This window comes from Thermanaerovibrio velox DSM 12556, assembly GCF_000237825.1.
Lineage (GTDB): Bacteria > Synergistota > Synergistia > Synergistales > Synergistaceae > Thermanaerovibrio > Thermanaerovibrio velox.
In genome coordinates this window covers 1,419,010-1,436,687 of sequence record NZ_CM001377.1, presented here as the reverse complement: position 1 = coordinate 1,436,687, position 17,678 = coordinate 1,419,010, and the positions used below count along the sequence as shown (strand labels likewise).

Annotated in this window: 12 protein-coding genes; all 12 read left to right on the top strand. The window is 60.6% G+C overall.

Annotated features, from left to right (window positions below):
• The first annotated feature begins 10 nt into the window (after window positions 1-10).
• The 12 genes from THEVEDRAFT_RS06915 to ade all read left to right on the top strand — a co-directional run bounded on the left by THEVEDRAFT_RS06915 (window position 11) and on the right by ade (window position 17,619).
• Window positions 11-493 carry a (2Fe-2S)-binding protein gene (locus tag THEVEDRAFT_RS06915; RefSeq protein ID WP_006584004.1) on the top strand — a complete coding sequence of 161 codons (483 nt, stop codon included), beginning with the start codon at window positions 11-13 and terminating at the stop codon, window positions 491-493.
• A gap of 13 nt (window positions 494-506) precedes the next feature.
• A complete protein-coding gene (locus THEVEDRAFT_RS06910; RefSeq protein ID WP_006584003.1) occupies window positions 507-2,924 on the top strand; it encodes a xanthine dehydrogenase family protein molybdopterin-binding subunit in 2,418 nt (805 codons plus the stop codon).
• A 178-nt stretch (window positions 2,925-3,102) separates the two neighbouring features.
• On the top strand, window positions 3,103-4,497 hold the full coding sequence (locus THEVEDRAFT_RS06905) for a uracil-xanthine permease family protein (RefSeq protein WP_006584002.1): 1,395 nt from the start codon (window positions 3,103-3,105) through the stop codon (window positions 4,495-4,497).
• 376 nt (window positions 4,498-4,873) lie between these two features.
• Window positions 4,874-5,509, top strand: coding sequence for a helix-turn-helix transcriptional regulator (locus tag THEVEDRAFT_RS06900; RefSeq protein WP_006584001.1), 636 nt, complete (start codon window positions 4,874-4,876; stop codon window positions 5,507-5,509).
• A 19-nt stretch (window positions 5,510-5,528) separates the two neighbouring features.
• On the top strand, window positions 5,529-6,761 hold the full coding sequence (gene dpaL / locus THEVEDRAFT_RS06895; RefSeq protein WP_006584000.1) for a diaminopropionate ammonia-lyase: 1,233 nt from the start codon (window positions 5,529-5,531) through the stop codon (window positions 6,759-6,761).
• A 101-nt stretch (window positions 6,762-6,862) separates the two neighbouring features.
• Window positions 6,863-8,188, top strand: a complete 1,326-nt coding sequence (gene ssnA / locus THEVEDRAFT_RS06890; RefSeq protein ID WP_006583999.1) for a putative aminohydrolase SsnA — start codon at window positions 6,863-6,865, stop codon at window positions 8,186-8,188.
• A 57-nt stretch (window positions 8,189-8,245) separates the two neighbouring features.
• Window positions 8,246-11,491, top strand: a complete 3,246-nt coding sequence (gene ygfK / locus THEVEDRAFT_RS06885) for a putative selenate reductase subunit YgfK (protein WP_006583998.1) — start codon at window positions 8,246-8,248, stop codon at window positions 11,489-11,491.
• A 35-nt stretch (window positions 11,492-11,526) separates the two neighbouring features.
• Window positions 11,527-12,744, top strand: coding sequence for a YgeY family selenium metabolism-linked hydrolase (locus THEVEDRAFT_RS06880; RefSeq protein ID WP_006583997.1), 1,218 nt, complete (start codon window positions 11,527-11,529; stop codon window positions 12,742-12,744).
• A gap of 45 nt (window positions 12,745-12,789) precedes the next feature.
• A complete protein-coding gene (locus THEVEDRAFT_RS06875) occupies window positions 12,790-13,794 on the top strand; it encodes an ornithine carbamoyltransferase (protein WP_006583996.1) in 1,005 nt (334 codons plus the stop codon).
• A gap of 110 nt (window positions 13,795-13,904) precedes the next feature.
• Entirely contained in the window at window positions 13,905-15,278 is a 1,374-nt protein-coding gene (locus THEVEDRAFT_RS06870) for a uracil-xanthine permease family protein (RefSeq protein ID WP_006583995.1), read from the top strand.
• A gap of 56 nt (window positions 15,279-15,334) precedes the next feature.
• Window positions 15,335-15,895 carry a deaminase gene (locus tag THEVEDRAFT_RS06865; protein ID WP_006583994.1) on the top strand — a complete coding sequence of 187 codons (561 nt, stop codon included), beginning with the start codon at window positions 15,335-15,337 and terminating at the stop codon, window positions 15,893-15,895.
• A 2-nt stretch (window positions 15,896-15,897) separates the two neighbouring features.
• Complete coding sequence (ade, locus tag THEVEDRAFT_RS06860) at window positions 15,898-17,619, top strand: adenine deaminase (protein ID WP_006583993.1); 1,722 nt, start codon at window positions 15,898-15,900, stop codon at window positions 17,617-17,619.
• The last annotated feature ends 59 nt before the right edge of the window (window positions 17,620-17,678 follow it).

Sequence of the window (17,678 nt, the reverse complement as noted above, 5' to 3'; positions counted from 1 at the left end):
GCTGTTCCAGATGTCTAAGAAGACCATAAGCTTCACCTTGAACGGAAAGCCGGTGACCATGGAAGTGGAGCCCAGGACGACCCTTCTTCGGGCCCTTAGGGATTACGGGGTAACCAGCGTTAAGAGGGGTTGCGAGGAGGGGGAGTGCGGCACCTGTACGGTGATAATGGACGGGAAGCTTCAGAAGTCCTGCATGGTCTTGGCCCAGGAGGCGGAAGGCCGGGAGGTGATGACCGCTGAGGGGCTGGTGTCCAAGGACGGCAAGCTGCACCCGGTTCAGCAGGCCTTCATAGAGGAGGGGGCCATCCAGTGCGGTTTCTGCACCCCCGGGATGGTCCTTGCGGTGTACGACCTTCTCAAGAGGAACCCCAACCCCACGGACCAGGAGATGAAGGTGGCCCTTTCCGGTAACCTTTGCCGCTGCACCGGCTACGAGGGCATATTCCGGGCGGTGCGCAAGGCGGCGAAGATGATGTCCTGCTGCGGAGCATGAGGGGAGGATCGCCATGAAGCAGACCGTTACCAACCATGGGGTTGGAACCTGGGTGACCAGGAAGTTCGACGAGGAGAAGGCGGCGGGGACCTTGAGGTTTGCGGATGACCTCCGGTTTGGTCCGGAGCTTTTGCACGCCCGGGCTGCCAGGTCCACCATAGCCCACGGTGAGATAGTCTCCATAGACACCTCCGAGGCCATGAAGGTCCCTGGGGTGGTGAAGGTTATAACCGGTGACATGTTCGTCCACCATTTCGGGCTCTACCTTCAGGACCGCACCCCTCTGGCGGTCGGCAAGGTTCGTTACGTTGGGGAGCCCATAGCGCTGGTGGTGGCGGAGACCGAGGAGGCGGCGGAGGAGGGCATGCTGAAGGTCAAGGCCACGTACCGGGAGCTGCCCGCGGTGTTCGATCCCGTGAAGGCCGCCACGGACAACTCCGTGTTGGTGCACCCCGAGCTTGGAAGTTACGAGCACGTGCCGTACCTTACGCCCCAGCCGGGGACCAACATAGCCAACTGGTTCAGGATTCGCCGGGGCGATGTGGAGAAGGCCTTCGCGGAGTGTGAGTACATCATTGAGGAGGCGGTGACCTGTCCTCAGATAGCCCACGGGTTCTTGGAGCCCCACTGCTGCATCTGCCAGGAGGATCCCGCCACGGGGGACCTGACCATATGGAGCTCCGCCCAGTCCGCCTTTGCGGTGAGGGAGATAATAGCAAAGGGGCTTGGGTATCCGCTTCACAAGATAAGGGTCATAGCCCCTCCGATAGGGGGTGGTTTTGGCGGCAAGGCGGGGATGACAATAGAGTCCATGTGTCTTTCCGCCGCCATGGATCCGGACATAAAGGGTCGTCCGGTGAAGCTTCACATCCCCCGGGAGGAGGTTTTGATCTCCTCCTGGGTGCGTCAGGGCTACGTGGCGAAGATAAAGCTGGGGATAGACAAGGAAGGGAAGATCCAGGCGATAAAGAACACCTTCTTCTTCGACACCGGAGTTTCCGCGGAGTACGGGGCCAACCCGGTGCGCAGCGCCGGTTACACCTCCACCGGCTGCTACTACGTGCCTAACGTGTGGACCGACAGCTATGCGGTGTACACCAACAAGCCCTTTGGTGGGGCTTACCGGGGCTTTGGGCTTCCGGAGCTCATGGGGGCCATGGAGGTCATAATAGACATAGCGGCCAATAAGATAGGCATGGACCCCATCGAGTTCAGGCTGAAGAACATGCTTAGGCCCGGGCTTCCCACCTGTACCGGCATGCCCATGCACAACCACGCGCTGGACAAGATAGTTGCCAAGGTGGTTGAGAAGATAAAGCTTGGGGAGAAGGAGCCGCCGAAGCGTCCCGGCTGGAAGAGGGGTAAGGGATTTGCGTTGGCCATAAAGGCCCCCGCCATGCCGGCGGACGCGGCGAGCAGCGCCATAGTCAAGGTATTGGGGGACGGAACCGTTGAGGTTTTGGCGGCCACCATGGACATGGGGCAGGGGGCCTACACCGCCTACGCCCAGATGGTGTGCGAGGAGCTCGGGGTTCCCATTGAGAGCGTGAAGTGCTACTACCCGGATACCCAGAGCCATCCCTATGACTGGCAGACCGTGGCGAGCCGATCCTGCTGGTCCATGGGCATGGCGGTGAAGCGGGCGGCGGTGGACGCCCGGGAGAAGATACTCTCCCTCTTCTCCCGTTATTGGCAGGTGGAGCCCGAGGCTATAACCATAGAGCACGGAGTGGTGAAGTGCCGCAAGCTTGGGAAGGCGGAGAGGCTGGACGAGCGTATCCAGAACGGTTTCCACATGCCCGATGGGGAGCATGTGGGAGGGCCGGTGATAGGTACCGGGACCTTCGTCCCGCCGGACGTGGTGTACCCGGATCCGGAGACCGGCCAGTCGCCCAAGAGCGTGGTTCACTTCACCGTGGGGGCCGTGGGCATCGACATCGAGGTTGACCCTGCCACCGGTGAGGTGGTGGTGAACAACGTGGCGGCGGGCTACGACGTGGGCAAGGCCATAAGCCCCATAAACGTGCGGGGACAGATAGAGGGAGGCACCATCCAGGGCATATCCGCGGGGCTACTGGAGGGAATGTACTACGATGAGAAGGGTAAGCTCCTCACCCCGGACTTCACGGACTACAAGATGAGCACCACCATGGACCTGCCGGACAAAATGGACATCTTCTGGGAGGAGACCCCGGAGGAGCTGTCTCCCTACGGCAACCGTGGTATAGGGGAACACTCGATGATATCCCCCGCGCCGGCCATAGACAACGCCCTTTACGATGCTTTGGGCATTCGCATACACTCCTATCCGTTCTCCAAGGAGAGGGTGTACAAGGCGATCCAGATGGCGAAGAACGGGGAGACTGACCTTTGGGAGTACCCGTACGTGCAGGAGCAGAACTATCGGAAGGCCATAAAGGAGTGGCTCTAGGGCCTTATGGGCTTGGTTGCGGGCCTTGGGGGGCGGGTCGTCTCGCCCCCTTTATGGCAAGATCGCTGTTCTGAAATTTTAGAAGTTTAGAAGGTGGTGGTTTAGAGGGAGAAGGGTTACGGTTGGACGTGGAACCTGGGTTTAGCTTGAGAGAGAACTGGAGAGGGGGTTTTATGAGATGGCGAGGAAGCAGATAGTTTACGGTCTTACCGACAAGCCGCCGCTACCCATAATGATCCTTGCGGGGGCTCAGCACGTGCTGACCCTTTTTGGCGCCACTACGTTGGTGCCCTTGATATTCGGTCCCGCCATGGGGATGGACACCCTTCAGATAGGGGCGTTCATATCCTGCGTCTACTTCGGCATGGGGGTTGCCACGCTGATTCAGACCAACCCCAAGCTTGGCACCGGGCTTCCCATAGTACAGGGCTCCAGCTTCAGCTTCATCCCTTCGATAATGACCATAATAGGGGCCTACAAGGCCATGGGTCCCAACGTGGTCATGCAGTACGTGGGAGGGGGTCTCATAGCCGGTGGTCTGCTGTTGTCCTTCATAGGCTACAGCCGCATAGTCGGAGTGATCAGGAAGGTCATAACCCCGGTGGTCATAGGGCCGGTCATCATGGCCATAGGGTTCTCCCTGGCGCCGGTGGCCATCCAGTTCAACGCCGCCAACTACTGGCCCATATCGCTGCTTGTGGTGGCCCTCATCATGATTTTCAGCCTGGTGAGCAAGAACCGGTACGCCAACATATTTGCGGTCCTTGGGTCCGTCGTGATCGCCTACCTCATCTGCCTTGTGGCGTCCCTCATGGGCATCTTCGCCCCGGGGCATCCGGCGTACATCGATCTCAGCAAGGTGGCGTCTGCCCCGTGGTTCCGTTTCAACGTGCTGTTCCCCTGGGGTATGCCCAAGTTCAGCCTTCTAACCTTTGGTGCCCTTTTGGCCGGGTTCTTCGCGGTGATGATCGAGTCCATCGGGGACTATCACTCCTGTTCCTACGTGTCCGGTTTGGACGATCCCACCCCTGACATGATAAGCCGGGGCATAGGGGCCGAGGGGCTTAACTGTGCCCTTTCCGGCGTGTTCGGTTCCGTGGGTACCACGTCCTACACGGAGAACATAGGGCTCATAGGGCTCACGGGGGTTGCGAGCCGCTACGTGGTCCGCACCGGGGCGGTAATCCTGATCCTCCTGAGCTTCATAGGCAAGCTTGGGGGGCTCATAGCCACCATGCCCTCCCCCGTGATAGGCGGTGCTTACATCTCCCTGTTCGGTGTGATAGGTGCCTTGGGCATCCAGACCCTCATGAGGGCGGACATGGGGAGCCAGAGGAACGTGGTCATAGTGGGCTTTGCGTTCCTCATGGCCCTGGGGCTTCCCGGTTGGGTGGAGAAGAACCAGATGCTCTTCATGGACCCCGCCTATGGACAGCTCCTTTCCACCCTTGGTGGCATGGTGTGGGCCATCTTGAAGACCCCCATGGCGGTGGCGGGCATATGCGCCGCCATCTGCGACAGCCTCATCCCCGGCACCCCGGAGGAGAGGGGTATAGGGGTTTCGATGAAGTAGTTTGGCCTTTCTTGGGCTTTGATCCAGATCTAAGGCATCTCAAGCGGGGCGGGGTGATACCCCGCCCCGCGTTTTTGCTTTTTTAACACGGTCCGCTGTGAGATGCTCGGGGCCAGCCTGGGTCCTGCCCGGCTTTTCTGCGGTGATGCTTGGGATCGGGTAGCTACGTTGAAAATCCCTTCCAGCGCTTCAAATCCTAATCCTGGTGCTGATCCGCAAGACCCATTGGTGCTTGGGGCTTGGGCTGGACAATGTAGCAGAATTTGCTGAAAACGATACCCCCTGGGGACATTGACACGAGAAGCGCAATGGTGTATAAGGTTGACGAAAAGAAAAAAACATCACGATAAAAAATTCCCATCTACGGGGTGGTCCCATGTCCTCGGACGAGATCATTGAGATTGCAAGGCCCATGGTGGACTTCTTGGCGGAGGTCTTAGGTGACCTTGCGGAGGTGGTGCTTCACGATCTCAGGGATCCGGAGCATTCGGTGGTGGCCATAAGGAACGGCCACATATCGGGCCGCCGGGAGGGGGACTCCCTCACCGACTATGCCCTGGAGGTGCTCCGGGAATCCAAGGGGCAGCCCTACAAGGTCAACTACAAAGGCGTGCTGGAGGATGGACGTCCCTTAAGGCTGTCTTCCCTGTTCATAAAGGATCCGTCCACCGGGGAGCCGGTGGCCATGCTCTCCATAAACCTCGACATCTCCCGCATACAGGACGCGTACAAGGTATTGGGGTCGTTCCTCAACATATCCAAGAACGGGGAGGAAGCATCCCCGCCTCATCCCATCCATTTCTCCATAGAAAACCTAATGCACCAGCAGATGGACCAGGTGTTGAGTTCCAGGGGCATCCCCCCCTCCCGGATGACCGCGGAGGAGAAGAAGTCCGTGGTCGAGGAGCTGGACAAGAAGGGGATATTCCTCCTCAAGGGAGCGGTGGCGGAGGCCGCAAGGCGCCTGGAGGTTTCGGAACAGACCATATACAGGTATCTCAGGGGCAGCTGACCCCTTGGAGGTGTTTATTTTGGAGGAGATTCGTTACGTGGTAAACGGTCCTGAGAGGGGTATGAGGAGGAGCGCTCCGGTGGATCACTTCTCCCCGGAGGAGATGAGCAAGGTGGTGGGCTTCCACTCCACCATGCCGGGTTACGAGCCGACCCCCTTGGCTTCCCTGCCCAGTTTGGCGAAGCGGCTTGGGCTTGGGGCCCTTCACGTTAAGGACGAGTCCCATCGCTTCGGCCTTAAGGCCTTCAAGGTCCTTGGGGGGTGCTACGCCATCGCCATGCACCTGGCGAAGCTCTTGGGGAAGGACATATCGGAGCTTCCCTTTGAGGTGCTCACCAGCGACGAGGTGAAGTCCAAGCTGGGGGACATAACCTTTGCCACCACCACGGACGGCAACCACGGCCGCGGTGTGGCCTGGACCGCCAGGATGCTTCGCCAGAAGGCGGTGGTCTACATGCCCAAGGGGTCCGCCCAGTTCCGGCTTGAGAAGATACGGGGTGAGGGGGCCCATGCGGAGATACTGGACATGAACTACGACGACGCGGTGCGCTACACGGACCAGCAGGCCCGGAAGCACGGTTGGGTGGTGGTTCAGGATACCGCTTGGGAGGGCTACACGGACATCCCCCTGTGGATAATGCAGGGTTACGGGACTATGGTGGTGGAGGCCCTGGATCAGCTGAAGGCCAAGGGAGAGGATATGCCCACCCACGTGTTCATCCAGGCGGGTGTGGGCTCCTTGGCCGGGGCGGTGCAGGGGGTGCTAAGGGCTCGGTTTGGCGAGTCGGCCCCCAAGGTGGTTGTGGTGGAGGCCAGTGCCGCCGCCTGCTACTACGAGTCCGCCTTGGCGGGGGACGGTAAGCCCAGGGCGGTTGGGGGGGACCTCTTCACCCTGATGGCGGGGCTCGCCTGCGGCGAGGTCAACATAATCGGCTACGAGATACTTAGGGACTACGCGGCGGCCTTTGTTTCATGCCCCGATTACGTGGCCGCCAGGGGCATGAGGGTCCTTGGCAACCCCCTGGAGGGGGACCAGAAGGTGGTCTCCGGCGAGTCCGGGGCGGTGACCGCGGGGCTTCTTGGGTACCTCATGGGCAAGGAGGAGCTTAAGGATCTCCGGGGTGCCTTGGGATTGGATTCCTCCTCCCGGGTTCTCCTGTTCAGCACCGAGGGGGACACCGACCCGGATCGCTACAGGTCCGTGGTGTGGGACGGGGAGTTTCCCACGGTTGGACATCTCCCGAGGCCCTAGGGGGTTGTAGCTGTGTCGTTTCGGCGGACCCCTGACGGGCCCGCCGCCCTGTGACCTTTAGGCGGTGCTTAGCGTTAGGCATAAAGCTGGGAGGGGAAGACATGCTTCTAGTGGGAAACGGGCGTCTTGTTACCAGGGATCCTGACAGGCCGTTCCTGGCAGACGGGGCGGTGCTGTGTGACCAGGGGTTGATAGTTGAGGTGGGCCCCACCGATGAGCTGAAGGCCAGGCATGGTGATGCGGAGTTCCTGGACGCCCGGGGAGGGCTTGTGCATCCTGGGCTCATAAACGCCCACATGCACTATTACAGCGCATTGGTAAGGGGCTTCGGCGGTAAGGGAGGAGAGCCCGCCGCGGACTTCGTTCAGGTCCTGGAGAGGCTCTGGTGGCGCCTTGACAAGGCCCTTGACGTTGAGGACGTGAAGGTCTCCGCGGAGGTGTGCCTGCTCGAGGCCATAAGGTGCGGCTGCACCTGCATGTTGGATCATCACGCCAGCCCCAACGCCATAACCGGCAGCCTTTTCGCCATAGCCGAGGCGGTGGAGCGCATGGGGCTCTCCGCCTGCCTGTGCTACGAGGTGTCCGACCGGGACGGGGAGGACAAGGCGCTGGAGGGCATAAAGGAGAACCGGGAGTTCATAGACCATGCCAATCGGGGAGACCGGCGCAGGATAGCCGGGACCTTCGGGCTTCACGCGTCCCTCACCCTTTCGGATAAGACCCTTGATCTCTGCGCCTCCTCCGGTGACTACCAGGGCTTCCACGTCCACGTGGCGGAGGGTCAGACCGATGAGCCCGAGTGCCGGCGCCGCCACGGCCTCAGCATAGTGGATCGGTTCCGCCGGTTCGGCCTTTTGGGGCCCAAGTCCATGGCTATCCACTGCATCCACGTGGACGACGAGGAGATGGAGATCCTCAAGGACACCAATACCGCGGTGGTGCACAACCCGGAGTCCAACATGGGCAACGCGGTGGGGGCCGCCAAGGTGCTCAAGATGACCGAGAGGGGCATCCTCCTGGGGCTTGGCACCGACGGCTACGTGTGCGACATGCTTAGGTCCTACGCCATGGCGAACGCCCTGGTGAAGCACTCGGTGGGGCATCCCAACGTTGGCTGGGGTGAGATGCCAACCATACTCTTCCAGAACAACTTCGAGATAGCCAACCGCTACTTCTCGGTTAAGCGGGGGGTTCTAAAGGAGGGCTGGGCTGCGGACCTGGTGGTGTTCGACTACGACCCGCCCACCCCTCTGAGCCATCAGAACGTGAACGGGCATCTATTGTTCGGGCCCTTGACGTCCCACGTGGTCCACACCGTGGCGGACGGGAAGGTGCTCTACAAGGACAGGAACTTCACCACCCTGGATCCCAAGGAGATCATGGCCAGGGCCAGGGAGCGGGCGGTGAAGGTTTGGGAGCGTTTCTAGGGATTTGGTCTTCGTCCTTTGCTTTTCTCATGCCCTTGGCATCCTAGGAGGTAAGCCATGAAAGACTACATGCGTCCCTTGACTTTTGAGGAGCACCTGAACTGGATACTGGAGGAGTACCGAACCAGGGGATCCATATACGGGATACCCAAGGCCATGTTCTTCAAGCCCGATGCGGGTTCCCCCATGGTGAGCCGGCTCTTCGGTGACAAGCTTCACACCCCCATAGGTCCCGCCGCGGGCCCCCACACCCAGCTGGTTCAGAACATAGTGTCCGCGTGGCTCTGCGGAGCCCGCTACATGGAGCTCAAGACGGTGCAGATAATGGACGAGCTGGTGATCGAGCGGCCCTGCATAGACATGGAGGACGAGGGCTATAACGTGGAGTGGTCCCAGGAGCTCAAGCTTGAGCGCTCCGCGGCGGAGTACGCCAGGGCTTGGGTCCTGGTCCACCTGCTCCCCCGGCTTTTGGGATGGGACGACATAACCGATGGGACCATATTCAACATGAGCGTGGGGTACAACATGGAGGGGATCCTCCAGCCCAGGATGCAGCAGTTCATGGCATCCATGGAGGACGCCTCGGAGGAGATCTCCAAGTGTCTTAAGATCCTCAAGGAGTACCTCCCCGAGATGGGGGACCTCGAAGTCCCCTCCAGGATATCCGCCGGCTGCACCCTGTCCACCATGCACGGCTGTCCTCCCGACGAGATAGAGAAGATAGCCTCTTACCTCATAAACCGGGGGCTCCACGTGTTCGTAAAGCTCAACCCCACGCTTCTCGGGGCCGAGACGGTGAGGTCCATACTGAACGACTCGCTTGGCTTCAAGAGGCTTCACATACCGGACTCCGCCTTTGAGCATGACCTTAAGTACCCCCAGGCGGTGGAGATACTCAGGAACCTCTCGGACCTTGCCCGCCGCAAGGGGGTCACCTTCGGGGTCAAGCTCACCAATACCCTGGCCATGGAGAACTGGAAGGGCCGCATGCCCGGCGGTGAGATGTACATGTCGGGGCGCCCCCTGTTCCCACTGGCGGTTAACCTGTTCAACAAGATAAGGAAGGACTTCCCGGACCTTCCGGTGTCCTTCTCCGCCGGGGTGGACCAGGAGAACGTGGACCGGCTTTTCGCCTGCGGGGTGAAGACGGTGACCATAGCCTCTGAGATCCTGAAGCCCGGTGGTTACGGTCGTCTGGCGTCCTGCGTAAGGAGCCTTGAGCGGGCCCTCAGGGAAAGGGGTTGTTCCTCCCTCGAGGAGTTTGCCAAGGACGCTCCCATGGCCCTGGAGGATCTGGCCAGGGGGAGCTTGGCGGACCCCAAGTACCGTTACGTTGAAGTTGTCCCCCCCAAGTCCCCTTCGCCGCTTGGCATGTTCGACTGCGTGGAGGCCCCCTGTTCTGCCGCCTGCCCGGTTAACCAGGAGGTCCCCATGTACGCTAGGCGCATAGCCAAGGGGGACTTCGACGGCGCCCTTGAAGCGGTGCTTCGAAGGAACCCCATGCCGGGGGTGACGGGCCACGTCTGCCCCCACGGATGCCAGGACCGCTGTACAAGGAACCAGATAGACGAGCCCGTGGCCATAAGGGCCCTCAAGAGGGCGGCGGAGCGGTACGGGAACGCCTTGCTGAAGGCCCCGGAGCCCAACGGGGTCAAGGTGGCGGTGATAGGCGCCGGTCCCTCCGGGATAGCCGCCGCGGCGGAGCTTGCCATGATGGGCTTCAATGTGACGGTCTTCGAGGCCTCCGACAGGCCCGGGGGGATGATGGGGCTGGCCCCCAGCTTCCGTCTGCCCAAGGATGCCCTGATGAAGGACCTGGAGAGGGTCAAGGCCCTGGGGGTGGAGTTCCTTTTCAACCACCCCGTAAAGGGATCCCCGGAGTCGCTCCTTGGGGAGTTCCAGGGGGTTTACGTGGCCACCGGCTTCCCGGTGGACAGCCCGTTGGGTATCCCCGGTGAGGATGCGGAGGGCGTATTTGGGGCCCTCAAGTTCCTGGACCGGGTCTCAAGGGGCGAGAGGCCTTCTGTGGGAGAGAGGGTTTTGGTGATAGGCGGCGGCAACACCGCAATGGATGCCGCGAGGACCGCCATGAGGCTTGGGGCCTCCGTGAAGGTGGTTTACCGCAGGACCAAGGACCAGATGCCCGCGGAGGCCGAGGAGATCGAGGCCTTCCTGGCGGAGGGTGGGGCCATCCTGGAGCTGGCCTCCCCGGAGGAGATCATTGTGGAGGGTGGAGTGGTAAAGGGGCTCCTCTGCCGCAGGAACCGCTTGGGGGAGCCGGGGCCCGACGGGAGGCCCAGGCCGGTGGCCACCGACGAGACCTTCCGGCTGGACTGCGATTCCGTGATAGCCGCCATTGGGCAGTCCCAGGGGAACGTGATCTTCGATTGCAGTTCCTTGGATCTGTCGGATGGTAAGGTCAAGGTTCGGCCCAGCTATCTCACCTCCGTGCCCGGGGTGTACGCGGGGGGTGACCTGGTGAGGGGCCCCAAGACCGTGATAGCCGCCTGCGCGGACGGCAGGTCCGCCGCCCGGTCCATGGCGTTGGCCCTGGGGGTTCCGGTAAACGGCGAGGTGCCCCAGGAGCTCCTGACGGAGGATGAGATAGAGGAGATGAAGCTCCGCAGGTCGGTCAAGGTGAGGTCCCACCGGGAGGCAAGGCGCGAGGGTAGGGACTTTGACCTCTTCGAGCTGCCCCTGAGCCGTGAGGAGGCCGTGGAGGAGGCGAGGCGGTGTCTCTCCTGCGACGTGGTGTGCGACAAGTGCGTGGACGTGTGTCCCAACAGGGCCAACGTGTCGGTTCGGGTGGTGCCGTCGGAGGCGTTGGTGCCGGTGTTCCGATGCGACGGTGACAGGGTTGCGGAGGCCCCTGCCAGGTACGTGGCGATCCGTCAGGACCGGCAGATAGTGCACGTGGAGGACCTTTGCAACCGGTGCGGCAACTGCGAGACCTTCTGCGTCCACCAGGACGGGAAGCCCTACGAGGCTAAGCCTAGGCTTTTCCTTGGCCAGGATGGAATGGTTAAGGAGGAGGACAACGCGGTGGCCGCCGGAGAAGGGGTCATCGTCTGGAAGGACGGGGGCATCCGATGCACCCTGGAGAGGACGTTCTCCGGGTGGTGCTATGAGGATCCCTTCATCCGAGTGGAGCTTACCCAGGCCTTTAGGCCCGTCAAGGTGGCGGCAAAGTCGTTCTTTGAGGGGGAGAGGTCCTTGGAGTTGGCCTTCAAGATGAAGGTGCTCCTGGAGGGAATGGAGGAGAGCGGTTCATATCTTTTGGTCAACGGCGACAGCGCCCTTTAAGCTAAGGGCTGTCCTAGAGGGGAAAGGAGATGTTGATGAAGATGGAGATGGACTTTGGGAAGATCCGGGAGCTGGCGAAGAAGTACGAGCCTGACATATCCAGGTTTCTCCGGGATATGATCGCCATCCCCAGCGAGAGCTGCCAGGAGGAGAAGCTGGTCCAGCGGATCAAGCAGGAGATGGAGAAGGTGGGCTTCGACGAGGTGGTTATAGACCCCATGGGTAACATCCTGGGTTACATGGGGAACGGGGACAGGCTCATAGCCTTCGACGCCCACATTGACACCGTGGGAATAGGCAACCGGGACAACTGGACCTTTGACCCTTACGAGGGTTACGAGGACGACGAGAAGATCGGTGGCCGGGGTGCCAGCGACCAGGAGGGAGGCATGGCCTCCATGGTGTACGCCGCCAAGATAATGAAGGACCTTGGGCTCTTGGAGGGTCTGAGGGTGGTCATGGTGGGCACCGTTCAGGAGGAGGACTGCGACGGGCTTTGCTGGCAGTACATCGTCAAGGAGGACAAGGTCCGTCCTGAGTTCGTGGTGAGCACCGAGCCCACGGACGGAAGGATCCACCGGGGTCAGCGGGGTCGCATGGAGATAAAGGTCAAGACCACCGGCGTGAGCTGTCACGGTTCCGCCCCGGAGCGGGGCGACAACGCCATCTACAAGATGGCCCCGATACTTCAGGAGCTTCGGGCCCTTCACGAGAACCTGAAGGACGATCCGTTCCTTGGCAAGGGGTCGTTGGCGGTGTCGGAGATATTCTTCACCAGCCCCTCCCGGTGCGCCGTGGCGGACAGCTGCTGGATATCCATAGACCGCCGGCTAACCGCCGGGGAGACCAAGGAGTTGGCGCTGCAGCAGATAAGGAACCTGCCGGCGGTGAAGGCGGCAAACGCAGAGGTATCCCTCTACACCTACGAGCGCCCCGCCTACACGGGCCTTGTGTATCCCACCGAGTGCTACTTCCCCTCCTGGGTGCTTGAGGAGGACCACCCGGTCACCAAGAGCATGGTGGACGCCTTCAAGAGCGTGCTGAACAGGGAGCCCGTGGTGGATAAGTGGACCTTCTCCACCAACGGTGTTGCCATCATGGGGCTTCTTGGGATCCCCTGCATAGGGTTCGGGCCGGGGCATGAGGACCAGGCCCACGCCCCCGACGAGGTCACCTGGAAGTCCGAGCTGGTGGAGTGCGCTGCGGTTTACGCCGCCCTTCCCAGGATATACGCGGATCGCTATGGCCGTTAGGCCCTAGGGATACAAGGAAAAGACGTTTAAGGAGGAGGAGTTTTTATGCAGAGCTTTTTCAGGAACCGTCACTTCATCAACCTGGAGGACTTCACCAAAGAAGAAGTGGAGACCATGCTGGAGGTCTCCTTTGACCTGAAGAAGAAGTTTGCCATGGGGGAGCCCACCCCCTATTTGGTGAACAAGACCATGTTCCTGATCTTCTTCGAGCAGTCCACCAGGACCAGGAACTCCATGGAGGCGGGGCTTGCTCAGCTGGGTGGCCACGCGGGCTATCTGGACTCCAGCACCATGCAGGTCTCCCACGGGGAGAGCGCCAAGGACACCGCCATCATCCTCTCCAGCTTTGGTCACGCCATCGCCTGCCGTTACTGCAACTGGGGCTATGGTAACAAGTACCTCACCGAGATGGCCAGGTGGGCTAAGGTGCCTGTGATGAACCTGCAGTGCGACCTGTATCATCCCTTCCAGGCCCTGGCGGACCTCATGACCATGAAGGAGAAGTTTGGTAAGCTGGAGCGGCTCAAGGTCTCCATCATCTGGGCTTACGCGGAGAGCCACAAGAAGCCCATCTCCGTGCCGGTCTCCCAGGTGCTACTGTTCCCCCGTTACGGCATGGACGTGGTGCTTGCCCATCCCAAGGGTTGGGAGCTCCCCGACTGGGTCATCGCCCAGGCGAAGGCCAACGCGGAGAAGTACGGCGGCACCGTCACCGTCACCGACGACGAGGAGTACGCCTACAGGAACGCCCACATAGTGATCCCCAAGAACTGGGGCAACTGGGTCACCGACCAGACGGGTCTTACCGCCGCCGGAGCGGTTAAGGTGGTGGACGAGAAGCTGATGGCCCACAAGTCCTGGAAGTGCACGGAGGAGAAGATGGCCCTGGCGGACAAGGACGTGGTTTACATGCACGCCCTGCCGGCGGATAGGAACAACGAGGTGGAGGACGCAGTGATCGATGGTCCCCACTCCATAGTGTACGACGAGGCGGAGAACCGTCTGCACACCGCAAAGGCGGTCATGACCCTCCTCATGGGAGGAAGGTAAGAGACGTCTTAGGGGGGCAGGGATCTATTCTCTGTCCCCTTTTTTAGAGCCCGAGGACTTCCGCAAGGTCTTTTTTGAGCCTTGTCTTACGGACAAAAGGATGGTGTGCCATGTCTAACCAGGTAGATAGCGCTGTTGGGGATAGAGAGCTTGTGTATCAGCTTCACGGCCGTCCCTCCCTTGGTGTGGCCCTTCCTCTGGGGCTTCAGCACGTGTTGGCCATGTTCACTGGGAACCTGGCGCCGGTTTTCGTGGTGGCGGGAGTTGTCTCCCTCTCCAAGCCGGACATGATAATCATGATCCAGGCGGCGATGATCATCTCCGGCATAACCACCTTGATCCAGCTTTATCCGATCGGGAAGAAGAACTGGTTCCTCCCAAGGATAGGCGGGGAGCTGCCGATAGTCATGGGCACCTCCTTTGCCTTCGTGCCGACCTCGATAACCGTGGGGCAGATGTACGGCATATCGGGGATAATGGGAGGGGCACTGCTTGGAAGCATCGTGGAGTTCATAATGGGGATATTCATAAAGCCCCTTAAGCGCTTCTTCCCCCCCCTTGTGGTGGGGAGCGTGCTCATAGCCATGGGTAGCAAGCTGCTGGCGGTTGGGGTGAATTACTTCGCCGGTGGTGTGGCATCCAAGGACTATGGATCCCCTAAGAACCTGTTGTTGGGCACCCTCGTGCTCGTTACGGTGCTCTTCTTGCAGAAGTTCGGCAAGGGGATGGTGAAGATCTCAAGCCTTCTCATCGCCATATTGGTGGGCTACGTGGCCGCCATATTCATGGGCATGGTGGACTTCTCCCCGGTGGCCAACGCGGGGTGGATCAGCGTGCCTAGGCCCCTCCACTTCGGCATGACCTTCCATCTTGATGCCATACTCAGCTTCGCTGCGGTGTACATAGTCTCGGGCCTTGAGACCATAGGCAACACCTCTGGGATAACCATAGCGGCCTTTAACCGGGAGGCCACCACAGAGGAGACCTCCGGGGCCATAATGGGAGACAGCTTCGGATCCGCTTTGGCGGCGCTATTCAACACCCTTCCGAACACCGCCTTCGGCCAGAACGCGGGGTTGGTGGCCATGACCAAGGTGGTGAACAAGTGGTGCATCGCCACCGGTGCCATGGTCCTGATACTGGCTGGTCTCTTCCCCAAGGTAGGGGCTATCATATCCGTGATGCCCAACTCGGTTCTGGGCGGTGCGGTGGTCACGGTTTTCGCCATGATAATGCTGAACGGCATAAAGATGCTCGCCAAGTCGGGCTTCAGCGACAGGAACATGCTGGTCTTGGGGATAACCTTCGGCATAGGCATGGGCTTCAGCTCCGTGCCCGCGCTGTTGGAGCACCTGCCCAAGCTGCTTCAGTTCCTCTTCAGGGATACGGTTACGTCGGTGTGCATAGTATCCATCCTGGCCAACATCATCTTCCCGGATCCCGAAGAGGGGGAGAAGAAGTTCGTCATAGAGGTTGAGGAGTAGGAAAGGGGCCCTAGGGGCCCCTTTTATCTTAAAAGAACATGTGGAGGTTGATATCCATGAAGTTCAGGACTCCCGAGACCATAACGGCGGAAGAGCTGCACAAGATGTTGGACGTGATAGAGCATCGGATACTGCCTTTGACGGAGGATTTCGTCCGCAAGGGTCATAACCTCTTTGGGGGGGCGGTGCTGGACCCGGTGAGCCTGGATCCGATAGTGGTGGGCAGCAACCGCAGGTCCGACAACCCGGTGTTTCACGGGGAGGTGGAGACCCTCCTTAGGTTCTATGAGCAGAAGGACCGTCCCAAGGCGGAGGAGACGGTTTTCCTGGCCACCCACGAGCCCTGCTGCATGTGTTTCTCCGCCCTGGCCTGGTGCGGCTTCAAGGAGGCATGGTACTTGTTCGACTACACCGAGACCGACAAGGACTTCAACATGCCCGATGACCTCATAATGCTGAAGGAACTCTTCGGCAGCCAGGATATAAGGCGCAGGAACTCCTACCTTAATCTTTACAGCATTAAAGAGGCGGCCAAGCAGTCTGAGGATGCGGAGCGCCTCATGGCCCGGATAGAGTCCCTCAAGGAGAAGTACAAGGCCCTCCCGGTGGTGCTGTAGCCATGACTAAGAAGGGGCTTCTTCCGTTTGCGCTGGGCAAGGAGCCTTGCGACCTGGTGATCCGGGGGGCTAAGGTGGCTAACCTGTTCTCCATGGAGCTTGAGGATGTCCAGGTGGCGGTGAAGGACGGGGTGATAGTGGGGGTGGGCTCCGGGTACGAGGGGCTTGAGACCTTGGACGCGGAGGGTATGACCCTTATCCCCGGCATGATGGACGGGCATGTGCACATAGAGAGCTCCTGGATGATACCCTCCCGTTTCGCCGAGGCGGTGGTTCCCCGGGGTACCTCCGCGGTGTTTGCGGATCCCCACGAGATAGCCAACGTGTTGGGGCCTGATGGGGTAATCGGCATGTTCGAGTCCTCTCGGGGGCTCCCGCTGGACGTTTACCTTGGTTGTCCCTCCTGCGTCCCCGCCTCGGAGTTTGAGACCTGCAAGGTCCCCATGGGGCCCGGGGAGCTGCGGTCGCTCCGGGACGGTGGATACTGCCAGCACCTGGGGGAGATGATGAACTATCCTGGGGTGCTCTCCGGAGACCAGGAGGTTTGGGATAAGATCCGGGTCTTCGATGGTATGCCCTTGACCGCCCATGCTCCGGGGCTCACCGGTAAGGAGCTTTGCGCGTACGTCTTAAGCGGTTGCGACGGGGACCACGAGGCCACCCGGTTGGAAGAGGCCATGGAGAAGCTGCGTCGCGGCTATTGGGTGATGATGCGGGAGGGATCCGCCGCGCCGGACCTCGAGGCCTTGGCGCCGTTGGTCAGGGATGTGCCCCTGCGGTGCCACCGATGCATGGCGGTTAGCGACGATCTGGACGCCAGGACCCTGATGGAGAAGGGGCACATGGACCACAAGGTGCGCAAGCTTTGCGCCCTTGGGGTGGATCCCCTTGTGGCCCTTAGGATGGTGACGTTGTCGGTGGCGGAGTACTTTGGCCTGAGGGGCCGTGGGGCCATAGGGCCGGGATTCGCCGCGGACATGGCGTTGGTGGACTCCATAGGGTCCATGAAGGTGCACATGGTTTTCAAGGATGGCCGCTTGGTGGCAAGGGATGGGAGGCTCACGACACCCCCTTCATCCGTTTTGAGTCCCTTGCTCTTGTCCCGGGGGCCTGATCTGCCCGAGGTGGACGTTAAGGCCCTTGCGGTTCCCGCCAAGGGGGGAGCGATGCTCCGGGCGATCCTTTTCACCCCCGGTTCCCTGCTAACCGGTTCCGTTGCGGTTTCCCCTGTAGTGGAGGATGGATTTGTGGTTCCCTCCCCCGAGATCGACCTGGCCAAGCTGATGTGCCGGGAGCGTCACAGGGGAACCGGCAGGATCGGAGTGGGTTTTGTCAAGGGCCTTGGGCTTAGGTCCGGTGCCTTTGGCTCCACCGTATCCCACGATGCCCACAATGCCATAGTTGCCGGGATGGACGACCGGTCGATAAAGACCGTTTTGGACCGGCTGAACCATCTGGGCGGAGGGGTTGTCGTGGCGGAGGGTGATAAGATCTTGGCGGAGCTGCCCCTTCCTGTGGGGGGTCTCATGTGTGACATGTCCACATGGGAGGTGGTGGCCCTTCAGGAGCGGGTGGACCGGGCGATAGGGGATCTCGGCGTTTCGGGACCTCATCCGTGCATGGCCCTCTCGTTCCTGTCCCTGTCGGTGATCCCGCAACTCAAGCTCACCGACCGGGGGTACGTCAACCTGGGGGAGGGAGGGGTGCTGCCTTTATGGGTTTAGATAACAATTTTTATGTCAACCATTGACCCTGAAATTTGTAGTAGAATAGTTGAGGTTTC

Bases quoted from the DNA above. Each gene is read 5' to 3' on its own strand.
- THEVEDRAFT_RS06915 (WP_006584004.1), top strand. From the start codon at position 11: ATGTCTAAGAAGACCATAAGCTTCACCTTGAACGGAAAGCCGGTGACC.
- THEVEDRAFT_RS06910 (WP_006584003.1), top strand. From the start codon at position 507: ATGAAGCAGACCGTTACCAACCATGGGGTTGGAACCTGGGTGACCAGG.
- THEVEDRAFT_RS06905 (WP_006584002.1), top strand. From the start codon at position 3,103: ATGGCGAGGAAGCAGATAGTTTACGGTCTTACCGACAAGCCGCCGCTA.
- THEVEDRAFT_RS06900 (WP_006584001.1), top strand. From the start codon at position 4,874: ATGTCCTCGGACGAGATCATTGAGATTGCAAGGCCCATGGTGGACTTC.
- ssnA (WP_006583999.1), top strand. From the start codon at position 6,863: ATGCTTCTAGTGGGAAACGGGCGTCTTGTTACCAGGGATCCTGACAGG.
- ygfK (WP_006583998.1), top strand. From the start codon at position 8,246: ATGAAAGACTACATGCGTCCCTTGACTTTTGAGGAGCACCTGAACTGG.
- THEVEDRAFT_RS06880 (WP_006583997.1), top strand. From the start codon at position 11,527: ATGAAGATGGAGATGGACTTTGGGAAGATCCGGGAGCTGGCGAAGAAG.
- THEVEDRAFT_RS06875 (WP_006583996.1), top strand. From the start codon at position 12,790: ATGCAGAGCTTTTTCAGGAACCGTCACTTCATCAACCTGGAGGACTTC.
- THEVEDRAFT_RS06870 (WP_006583995.1), top strand. From the start codon at position 13,905: ATGTCTAACCAGGTAGATAGCGCTGTTGGGGATAGAGAGCTTGTGTAT.
- THEVEDRAFT_RS06865 (WP_006583994.1), top strand. From the start codon at position 15,335: ATGAAGTTCAGGACTCCCGAGACCATAACGGCGGAAGAGCTGCACAAG.
- ade (WP_006583993.1), top strand. From the start codon at position 15,898: ATGACTAAGAAGGGGCTTCTTCCGTTTGCGCTGGGCAAGGAGCCTTGC.